The following is a 9,430-nucleotide window of genomic DNA, read 5'->3' as shown; positions in this document are numbered from 1 at the left end:
GCCCTGGAATTTCAAGCCCACCGAGTGAACGGCGCCGGGTGTGCGCTTACGATGCGTCGTCACGATCGGAATCTTCATGATGCTCGGCAGCATGTCGGCGAGCGCGATCGCGTCGCAGTAGATTTCCTCGCTCGGCGTAGCGCCCGAATGCCCCATGATGTCGTCCCGACCTTCTTGCGCTCCTCGGCGTCGGGAATGGCTTGGTGCAGCCTGGCGATCAGCTCGTCATAGAGCCGATCGCCCAGAGGGGACGAGGATGTCGGCGATTTGAGATCGGGGAAGACCATCTCATAGCCGAGCGCTCTCATGGCTACGACATAATCGAGAAAGCCGAGGCGGATGGGCTCTGGATGCAGGACGACCGAGCGCTCGGAATACAGATTCTTGACGCGCCGAACTTCGCTCGTTCCGATCTTTATATAGTGGAACACCTTCTGGATTTGCGGCTGGGAGAGGCGGCGGGTCATGGAGGCCGGAAAGAAACAGCGATCGGCGAGCGCTTAAAATCTGGCCGGCGAGGTAGCGCGCTCTCCCGGGGTTGCTGGCGCCCCGGCCGAGAATCAGCGTCGCAGAATTTCTCGATTCGGCAAGGGCCGACGGCAGTCGACGCCGCCAATAATAGTATGCGCCGCGACGCACGACATGGGGGATGGCGGGCACGAAAATCTCCGTGGTGTGCCAGCCATGTGTCACACGGATGTGGAAACGCGCCCCAGCTGAGGCGATTTTCTAGCAATTCCAATGATTTGCGGAGTTCTGGCTGGGGCGGGAGGATTCGAACCTCCGTATGGCGGAATCAAAATCCGCTGCCTTACCACTTGGCGACGCCCCAATGCGCCGACCGGCCGAGTCGCCGGGCGGCGGCTATCCAATAATGCCCCGGCGTCGGCTCCGCAACTTTTTCGCGCGCCTCTAGTCCCAGGCGCGCAGCGGCATGAAGCGGGCGAATTTCTTCGATTGATGGCGATCCATGCGGGCCAGCACGTCGCATAGGAATGTCACCGCCTCGGCGAGATACGGCCCTTTGTTCAGCATCACGCATTCGGCGCGCTGGGCCATGGCGGCGTCCGTGGTCTCGGCCCGGCTCGGCGCGCCGTCCTTGATGAACTGGTCGAGCACCTGCGTCGCCCAGATCACCGGCGCATGGGCGGCCTCGCAGAGCCATAAAATCTCCTCCTGCATTTCGGAGAGCCGCGCGAAGCCGAGCTCGACGGCGAGATCGCCGCGGGCGATCATCACGGCGGTCGGATGATGCTGGGCCGAGCGCAGAATGAGCTGCGGCAGATTGCGCACGGCGAGGGGCGTCTCGATCTTCAGCACGATCGTCTGCTTCGGCAGCGCGCCGCGCCGCGCCGCGAGATGATCCTGCAGGAGATCGACGTCGCTCGTCTCCTGCACGAAGGAGAAGCCGACGAGATCGGCCTTGGCCGCGACGAAATCGAGATCGCGGAAATCCTTCGGCGTCAGCGGCGGCAGGCGCAGATCGATGGTGGGGAAATTGAGGCCCTTCTCGACCTTCAGCCGCTCGCCCTTGCCGCGCGCGCTGAACACTTCCAGCTCCACGGCGCCCGCGCGCGCCTCTATGACGCGGGCGCCGATCTTCCCGTCATTGATCCACACTTCGGCGCCCGGCGCGAGCTGGTCGATCGCCTGCGGAAAGGAGGGGCGGATCGCGACCGGCCCGGCGGCGCGCGGATCGAGCGCGGCGACCATGGCGAAACGGTCGCCGCGGTAGAGGCGCAGCTTCTCGGGCGCGCGCACTTGCTCGATCCGGCATTTCGGACCGGCGATATCCATCAGCACGCGGCAATTGCGCCCGAGCGCGGCCTCCGCGCCGCGAATATTGGCGATCATCGCCTCCCAGGCGGCGGCGTCGTCATGCGCGCAATTTATGCGCGCGCAGCCCATGCCGGCCTCCATCAGCCGGCGGATGAGCGCAGGCTCGCTCGCCGCCTCGCTCGGCAGCGTCACCATCACCACGGCGTGCGGCTTCGTGGGGACGGTGCCGAAAATCTGGTCGCGCGCGGCGCTCAAGGCGTCCTCGCCGGCGCGCATCGCGGCCGGCGTGGGGTAGGGGGCGTCGGCCTCGCCGTCGAGCCGCCTGAGCGTCGCGAGCAGCGCGTCCAGCGCCTCCATCACCTTGGCCTCGCTGCGGCCGAGCGAGGAGAGGCCGAAGGCCGAGAGGCGAGATTGCAGAGCGCTGAGATCGCGGCGCCGCAAGGCGATGTAATGGGCGAGATTCTCCGCCGCCGGAGCGGCCTGCGGCGTGAAGGGCTCGCCCCAGCGTGTGAGGAGGGCGGCGCCGTCGGCGATGATCTCCTCGCGCAGGCGCGACAGAGCGGTCGATAGCTCGTGGAGTTCGGCGCGAGCCTCGCTCGCCGGCCTGTGTCTGGCGTCGTTCATCCGGTGAGGTCCATTCGCGGCGAGGCCCTCATGGTTTCTTCCTCCATCATGACGATTTCGTAACGTCGCTGTGCGACGCGCCGTCACACGGCGAGCGCGCCGGCCGCCGCCGCCGCATGACGTAGCGCGGCGATATTGTCGCGATAGGCGGAACCCCCCGCGCCGGCGAAGACGGCGGAGCCGGCGACGAGAACGTCCGCGCCCGCTTCGACGATCGCCGTCGTCGTCTGCGGCGTCACCCCGCCGTCGACCTCGAGCATGATGTCGCGACGACCGATCATCTCGCGAATGCGCCGAAGCTTGTCGAGCTGCGAGGGAATGAAGCTCTGCCCGCCGAAGCCTGGATCGACGCTCATCACGAGAATGAGATCGACATCGTCGAGCACATAATCGAGCGTGCGCTCGCTGGTGGCCGGATTGAGCGACACGCCGGCCTTTTTGCCGAGTGAGCGGATGAGCCGCAGCGAGCGATGCAGATGCGCGCCCGCCTCGGCGTGAACGGTGATGATGTCGGCGCCCGCCTCGGCGAAGGCCGCGACATAAGGGTCGATCGGCTCGATCATCAGATGCGCGTCGAAAGTGCAGGCGGCGTGCGGGCGCAGCGCCTTCACCACGGCGGGGCCGAAGGTGATGTTGGGCACGAAGTGCCCGTCCATCACATCGAGATGAATCCAATCGGCGCCGGCGGCGACGACGTCGCGCACCTCCTCGCCGAGCCGTGCGAAATCGGCGGAGAGAATGGAAGGAGCGATGACGATGTCATTGGGCATATGAGAGGCTCCGTCTATGTCGATGTCGAGAGATTGGCGGGACTCCCCGATTGCGATTGCGATTCGGCGGGCCGCGTCGATTTGCGTCACGCAGATTTCGTAATGGCGGTGCACCAATGAGATGGCAGGCGCGCTCAAAACCGCTCGCCCGCCGTACATCACATAGAGGGGGGATCCCATGAAAAAAGCCATCGCTCTCGCGGCGCTGCTGGCGTTGCCGTTCTCGAACGCTTTCGCCGCCGATTGCGTCGTTCACATCAAGCGCACGGCCTGCGCCGGCCAGGAGGCGGAGTCTTACAAGAAGTGCAACGGCAAGCAGGAGTGCGACACGCAGGAATCCGCCGAGAGCGAAGCCGAGTGCTCCGCCGTGGCGCTGAAGCATTGCGACAATTCCCGCCTGGATATCACGAAATACAAAGTCGTGACGGCGACCTTCAAGGGCGCGACGCTGACGGGCGGCTTCGCTTCCAGCGGCAAGCCCAGCTCGAAGGGCGCGAATTTCTGCGCCGGCGATCGCCCCGATCTCAATCAGTGCAAATAAGCTCGAAGCGAGCTTTGGCGCGCCCGACGTTTTAGGGCGCGCCGTTCGCCGCATCACTCCGCGGCCCTCTTTTCTGCGAATTGCGGATCGAGCGCGCCTGCGGCATAGCGCTTCGCCATTTCGCTGAGCGGGATCGGCTTGATCTTGTTCGCCTGGCCCGCCGCGCCGAATTCCTCATAGCGCTGCTTGCACACTTTGCGCATCGCCTCCTGCGCCGGCTTCAGATATTTGCGCGGGTCGAACTCGCCCTTGTTCTTCAGCAGCGTCGCGCGGATGGAGGCGGTGACGGCGATGCGGCAATCGGTGTCGATATTGATCTTGCGCACGCCGAATTTGATGCCGCGCTGAATCTCTTCGACCGGCACGCCCCATGTCTGCGGCATCTCGCCACCGGCCGCATTGAACGCGTCCTGCAAATCCTGCGGCACGGAGGAGGAGCCGTGCATCACGAGATGCGTGTTCGGCAGGCGATTGTGAATCTCCTCGATCACATGCATCGCGAGAATGGCGCCGTCCGGCTTGCGTGAGAATTTGTAAGCGCCATGCGAGGTGCCCATGGCGATGGCGAGAGCGTCGACCTTGGTGCGGGCGACGAAATCCACCGCCTGAGCGGGATCGGTCAGCAGCTGGTCATGGCTGAGCTTGCCTTCGGCGCCATGGCCGTCTTCCTTCTCGCCCTCGCCGGTCTCGAGCGAGCCGAGCACGCCGAGCTCGCCCTCGACCGAAGCGCCGACCCAATGGGCGAGATCGACGACGCGTCGCGTCACCGCGACATTGTAGTCGTAGCTCGCCGGCGTCTTGCCGTCGGCCTCCAGCGAGCCGTCCATCATCACCGAGGTGAAGCCGAAGCGAATGGCGCTGGCGCAGGTGGCTTCGCTATTGCCATGGTCCTGATGCATGACCAGCGGAATGTCGGGATACATGATCGCCAGCGCCTCGATCATCTTGGCGAGCATCACGTCATTGGCGTAGGAGCGGGCGCCGCGGCTCGCCTGGATGATGACCGGAGCGTCGACCGAGGCGGCGGCCTCCATCACCGCGAGGCCCTGCTCCATATTGTTGATGTTGAAGGCCGGCACGCCATAGTCGTGCTCGGCGGCGTGGTCGAGCAATTGTCTCAGGGTGATGAGCGCCATTTGCGGTGTCCTCCCAGTGCCGGAATTCGATCGAAGTCTACGACGGCGCCGCCAGAGCAATGAGTGGGGCGCAGGCCGATTCCGCTGATAGCGATATAGCGGAGCGCGGGCGATGTCATCACCTCCCGCGGCCGCTCGCCGAGAATTGCGGCGCCCTCTCGCGAGGGTTTCTCTTGGTCTATTCGTTCGAGCTCGAAATCGACTATTCATTCCTGCCGGCGCGACGCCCGCGAAGCCGCGGGCGCCGTTCCGATCACGCCGATCGTCAGAGCAGCGCTTGCGCGGTCCCGGCGACGCCTTCGGCCGTTATGCCGAAGCGGGCGTAGAGCGCATCCGCCGGCGCGCTCGCGCCGAAGCCCGTCATGCCGACGAAGGCGCCGCGCTCGCCGATCCAGCGGTCCCAGCCGAGCCGCGCGGCGGCCTCGATGGCGACGCGCGGCGCCGAGCCGAGCACGCTGGCGCGATAGGTCGGCGATTGCGTCTCGAACAGCTCCCAGCAGGGCATGGAGACGACGGCGGCGCGCACGCCCCGCGTCCACAGAAGGTCGGCGGCGGCGAGCGCGATCTGCACTTCCGAGCCGGTGGCGATGAGCGTTACATGGCGCCCGCCGCTCGGCTCGCGCAGCACATAGGCGCCGCGGGCGGTGAGATTCTCGCCGAGCGGCCGCTCCAGCGTCGCCAGATTCTGGCGCGACAGGCTCAGCACGGAGGGCGTCGTCTTCGCATTGAGGGCGATTTCCCAGCTCTCCGCCGTCTCGATCGCATCCGCCGGGCGGAACACATAGAGATTGGGCAGAGCGCGCAGCGAGGCGAGATGCTCGATCGGCTGATGCGTCGGACCATCCTCGCCGAGGCCGATCGAATCATGGGTCAGCACATAGACGACGCGCTGGCCCATCAACGCGGAGAGGCGGATCGCGCCGCGCGCATAATCGGAGAAGACGAGAAAGGTTCCGCCATAGGGAACGAAGCCGCCATGCAGCGCTATGCCGTTCATCGCCGCCGCCATGCCGTGCTCGCGCACGCCATAGTGGATGTAGCGGCCGGCGAAATTCTCCGCCGAGACGGAGCCGAGCCCCTTGGTGATGGTGAAGTTGGAATGGGTGAGATCGGCGGAGCCGCCGATCGTGGCGTCGGTCGCGGCGTTGATGACGCCGAGCACGGTCTCGGAGGATTTGCGCGTCGCCACCTTGGGCCGCTCGGTGGCGAAGCTCTCGCGCAGCGCGCGCAGCGGCGCGGCCACCGCGCCGGAGACGTCGCCTTTCAGAAAATTCTCGAATGCGTCGCGCTTGCCGGAGGCGGCGAGGCGCTGTTCCCAGGCGAGCCTTTCGCTCGTCCCGCGGCGGCCGGCGGCGCGCCAGGCCTCCAGCGTCTCCGCCGGAATCTCGAAGGGCTCATAGGGCCAGCCGAGCTCGGCGCGGGCGAGCTCGATCTCCGAGGCGCCGAGCGGCGCGCCGTGAACCGTCTCCTTGCCCTGCTTGCCCGGCGCGCCATAGCCGATGACGCTGCGGCAGGCGATCAGCGACGGGCGCGGGTCCTGCTGCGCGGCGGCGAGCGCGGCGGCGATCTCCGCCGGCGCATGGCCGTCCACGCGCTGCACATGCCAGCCGGAGGCGGCGAAACGCGCCAGCTGATCGGTGGAGGTGGAGAGCGTCGTCGGCCCGTCGATGGAAATGCCATTGTCGTCCCACAGCACGATCAGCCGGCCGAGCTTCAAATGGCCGGCGAGATCGATCGCCTCATGGCTGACGCCTTCCATCAGGCAGCCGTCGCCGGCGATGACATAGGTGCGATGGTCGACGATCTCATCGCCGAAACGCGCCGCCTGCAGCCGCTCCGCAATGGCGAGGCCGACGGCCGTGGCGAGGCCCTGGCCGAGCGGGCCGGTCGTCGTCTCGACCCCGATCGTGTGGCCGAACTCGGGATGGCCCGGCGTCTTCGAGTCGAGCTGGCGAAAGTTTTTCAGATCGTCGATCGAAACGCCCGGATAGCCGAGCAGATAAATCAGCGCATAGAGCAGCATGGAGCCATGGCCGGCCGACAGCACGAAGCGATCGCGGTCCGCCCAGTCCGGCGCCGAGGCGTCGAATTTCACGAATTGACGAAACAGCACCGCGGCGACGTCGGCCATGCCCATGGGCATTCCGGGGTGGCCGGATTTGGCCTTCTCCACCGCGTCCATCGCCAGCGCGCGAATGGCGTTGGCGGCGCGGCGCTCGTCCTCGGCCGCGGCGACTTCGGCGACAGTCTCCAGAACATTCGACATCGGATTCGTTTCCTCAGGCTTCGCCACGTTTGCGTTTCATCAGCTCCAAGATCCGCGGCGTGAGTATGAGCTGCATGGCGAGATCGAGCTTATTGCCCGGAATGACGATGGAATTGGCGCGCGACATCCAGCTGCCGGCGATCATCGTCACGAGATAGGGAAAATCGACGCCGCGCGGATCGCGAAAGCGAATGACGACGATCGATTCGTCCGGGCTCGGAATGGAGCGCGCGACGAAGGGATTGGATGTGTCCACCGTCGCGGCGCGCTGGAAGTTGATGTCCGTCTCCGAGAATTGCGGGCAGATGTAATACACATAATCGTGCATCCGGCGCAGGATCGTCTCGGTGACGGCCTCGGTGGTGTAGCCGCGCGTGTTGCGGTCGCGATGGAGCTTCTGCGTCCATTCGAGATTGATGACCGGCACGACGCCGATTTTGAGATCGGCATAGCGGGCGACATTGACCTCCTCGGTCACGACCGCGCCATGCAGGCCTTCGTAGAACAGAAGATCGGTATTGGCGGGCAGCTCGCGCCAGGGCGTGAAAGTGCCCGGCGGCGAGGCGAGCACGGCGCCCTCGTTCGCGTCATGGACATAATGGCGATATTGCCCGCTTCCGGTCTCGCCATATTCCTTGAACAAGGTCTCGAGCTCGCCGAGCAGATTGGCCTCTGGGCCGAAATGGCTGAAATGCTGATTGCCCTGCGCCTGAGCGTCGGCCATGGCCGCTTTCATCTGATCGCGGTCGAAGCGGTGGAAGGAGTCGCCTTCGACATAGGCGACCTCCACCTTCTCGCGGCGGAAAATCTGCTCGAATGTCTGTTTGACCGAGCTGGTGCCGGCGCCGGACGAGCCGGTGATCGAGATGATCGGATGCTTGATCGACATGACGACGCTCACCGCAGGCCGGAACGGGACGCGCGAGCCGGAAGGCCGCGCTGTAATTCTCCTACAAGAAAAGCCGGGCGTTTGCTCGGCCCGCGCAAAAAAAATCTCGGACGCTGCCGCGCGCCGTCCCGCGCGCCCGGGCGCATTTTATATAATTACGTTGAATCAGTGTGTTATGTGAAATTTACGGTTTCCCCCCGTCCCGCCGCCGCCGCCGTCGACCGGGCGCGCGGGGAGGCGGCCGGTTGACCTCCCGGCGGCGTCGATTAGGAAGGGCGCTCCGGCGCTCGCGCCCCCGTTCTGCAGCAGGTGATTTCATGTCCGCCACCTATGACGTCCTCGGCGTCGGAAACGCCATTGTCGACACTCTTTCGCGCGCGGAGGACGATCAGCTGGTCGCCGCCGGCCTGCACAAGGGCGCGATGCAGCTCGTCGACGAAGTCCGCGCCGCCGAAATCTATGCGGCCATGGGGCCGACGACGGTGATGTCCGGCGGTTCCGCCGCCAACACTCTGGTCGGCGTCGCCGGCTTCGGCCTCGCCGCGGCCTTCATCGGCAAGGTGAAGGACGACGACGCCGGGCGCGAGTTCGCCCATGACATTCGCAAGGCGGGCGTCGCCTTCGAGACGCCGGTCGCGGCCGACGGCGCCGCCACCGCACGCTGCCTCATTCTGGTGACGCCGGACGGCCAGCGCACGATGAGCACATTCCTCGGCGCCTGCCAGGCTCTCGGGCCGGAGGATGTCGACGAGGCGCTCGTGCGCTCGTCCAAAATTCTCTATCTCGAAGGCTATCTCTGGGATCCGCCGGCCGCCAAGGAGGCGTTTCTGAAGGCGGCCAAGGCCAGCCGCGCCGCCGGCAATCGCGTCGCGCTCTCGCTGTCCGACGCTTTCTGCGTCGATCGCTATCGCGGCGAGTTCCTGGGGCTGGTGCGCGACGGCCTCGTCGATATTCTCTTCGCCAATGAGAGCGAATTGCATTCGCTCTATGAGACGGCCGATTTCGCCACCGCGGTGAAGGCGCTCGGCGCCGAGGCTAATCTTCTCGGCGTCGTCACGCGCTCGGAGAAAGGCGTCGTCGTCGTCGAGGGGAAGAAATGCGTCGCCGTTCCGGCCTATCCGGTGACGGAATTGGTCGACACCACCGGCGCCGGCGATCTCTTCGCCGCGGGCTTCCTGGCGGGCCTCGCGCGCGGCGCGCTCTATGAGGGCGCGGCCTCGCTGGGCGCTCTGGCGGCGGCGGAGGTCATCGCCCATGTCGGCGCGCGGCCGCAGAAGAATCTGCTGCAGCTCGCCCGCGACCACGGCCTGCTGGCCTGACGCGACGCGCGCTTTTACCTCCCCCTAGAGGGGGGAGGTCGAGCGCGAATGCGCTCGGGAGGGGGTGAAACCCCCGAGTCTTCGCCGTTGAACCCCACCCCGGACC

8 protein-coding genes and 1 tRNA gene are annotated in these 9,430 nt (G+C 66.0%); 2 read left to right on the top strand and 7 right to left on the bottom strand.

The window, feature by feature from the left end; all coding sequences use genetic code 11:
• Positions 1-74: 74 nt before the first annotated feature.
• From KP010_RS00505 to rpe, 4 genes are all read right to left on the bottom strand, one after another.
• Positions 75-467, bottom strand: coding sequence for a hypothetical protein (locus KP010_RS00505; protein WP_216280277.1), 393 nt, complete (start codon positions 465-467; stop codon positions 75-77).
• A 290-nt stretch (positions 468-757) separates the two neighbouring features.
• A tRNA-Gln gene (locus KP010_RS00500) sits at positions 758-832 on the bottom strand.
• Between the two features lie 80 nt (positions 833-912).
• Complete coding sequence (locus tag KP010_RS00495) at positions 913-2,403, bottom strand: pyruvate kinase (protein ID WP_142862473.1); 1,491 nt, start codon at positions 2,401-2,403, stop codon at positions 913-915.
• 83 nt (positions 2,404-2,486) lie between these two features.
• Complete coding sequence (gene rpe / locus KP010_RS00490; RefSeq protein WP_142862543.1) at positions 2,487-3,173, bottom strand: ribulose-phosphate 3-epimerase; 687 nt, start codon at positions 3,171-3,173, stop codon at positions 2,487-2,489.
• A 178-nt stretch (positions 3,174-3,351) separates the two neighbouring features.
• Here rpe and KP010_RS00485 point away from each other — a divergent pair, with 178 nt between their 5' ends.
• Positions 3,352-3,714 carry a hypothetical protein gene (locus KP010_RS00485; RefSeq protein WP_142862474.1) on the top strand — a complete coding sequence of 121 codons (363 nt, stop codon included), beginning with the start codon at positions 3,352-3,354 and terminating at the stop codon, positions 3,712-3,714.
• A gap of 53 nt (positions 3,715-3,767) precedes the next feature.
• Here KP010_RS00485 and fba read toward each other — a convergent pair whose 3' ends face one another.
• The 3 genes from fba to KP010_RS00470 form a co-directional block, all read right to left on the bottom strand.
• On the bottom strand, positions 3,768-4,850 hold the full coding sequence (fba, locus tag KP010_RS00480) for a class II fructose-bisphosphate aldolase (protein WP_108915999.1): 1,083 nt from the start codon (positions 4,848-4,850) through the stop codon (positions 3,768-3,770).
• Positions 4,851-5,115: 265 nt separating this feature from the next.
• Positions 5,116-7,116 carry a transketolase gene (tkt, locus tag KP010_RS00475; protein WP_142862475.1) on the bottom strand — a complete coding sequence of 667 codons (2,001 nt, stop codon included), beginning with the start codon at positions 7,114-7,116 and terminating at the stop codon, positions 5,116-5,118.
• Between the two features lie 13 nt (positions 7,117-7,129).
• Positions 7,130-8,005, bottom strand: coding sequence for a phosphoribulokinase (locus KP010_RS00470; RefSeq protein WP_142862476.1), 876 nt, complete (start codon positions 8,003-8,005; stop codon positions 7,130-7,132).
• Positions 8,006-8,322: 317 nt separating this feature from the next.
• Between KP010_RS00470 and KP010_RS00465 the strand changes: the two genes are divergently transcribed.
• On the top strand, positions 8,323-9,324 hold the full coding sequence (locus tag KP010_RS00465) for an adenosine kinase (RefSeq protein ID WP_142862477.1): 1,002 nt from the start codon (positions 8,323-8,325) through the stop codon (positions 9,322-9,324).
• Positions 9,325-9,430 lie beyond the last annotated feature (106 nt).

The organism is Methylosinus sp. KRF6, assembly GCF_018887255.1.
GTDB classification, from domain to species: Bacteria; Pseudomonadota; Alphaproteobacteria; order Rhizobiales; family Beijerinckiaceae; genus Methylosinus; species Methylosinus sporium.
The sequence above is the reverse complement of the archived record's forward strand: the minus strand, read 5'-3'. Positions and strand labels throughout refer to the sequence as shown.

Excerpts from the sequence above, each read along its gene's own strand:
- KP010_RS00505 (WP_216280277.1), bottom strand. The coding sequence starts at position 467 with ATGACCCGCCGCCTCTCCCAGCCGCAAATCCAGAAGGTGTTCCACTAT.
- KP010_RS00495 (WP_142862473.1), bottom strand. The coding sequence starts at position 2,403 with ATGAACGACGCCAGACACAGGCCGGCGAGCGAGGCTCGCGCCGAACTC.
- rpe (WP_142862543.1), bottom strand. The coding sequence starts at position 3,173 with ATGCCCAATGACATCGTCATCGCTCCTTCCATTCTCTCCGCCGATTTC.
- KP010_RS00485 (WP_142862474.1), top strand. The coding sequence starts at position 3,352 with ATGAAAAAAGCCATCGCTCTCGCGGCGCTGCTGGCGTTGCCGTTCTCG.
- fba (WP_108915999.1), bottom strand. The coding sequence starts at position 4,850 with ATGGCGCTCATCACCCTGAGACAATTGCTCGACCACGCCGCCGAGCAC.
- tkt (WP_142862475.1), bottom strand. The coding sequence starts at position 7,116 with ATGTCGAATGTTCTGGAGACTGTCGCCGAAGTCGCCGCGGCCGAGGAC.
- KP010_RS00470 (WP_142862476.1), bottom strand. The coding sequence starts at position 8,005 with ATGTCGATCAAGCATCCGATCATCTCGATCACCGGCTCGTCCGGCGCC.
- KP010_RS00465 (WP_142862477.1), top strand. The coding sequence starts at position 8,323 with ATGTCCGCCACCTATGACGTCCTCGGCGTCGGAAACGCCATTGTCGAC.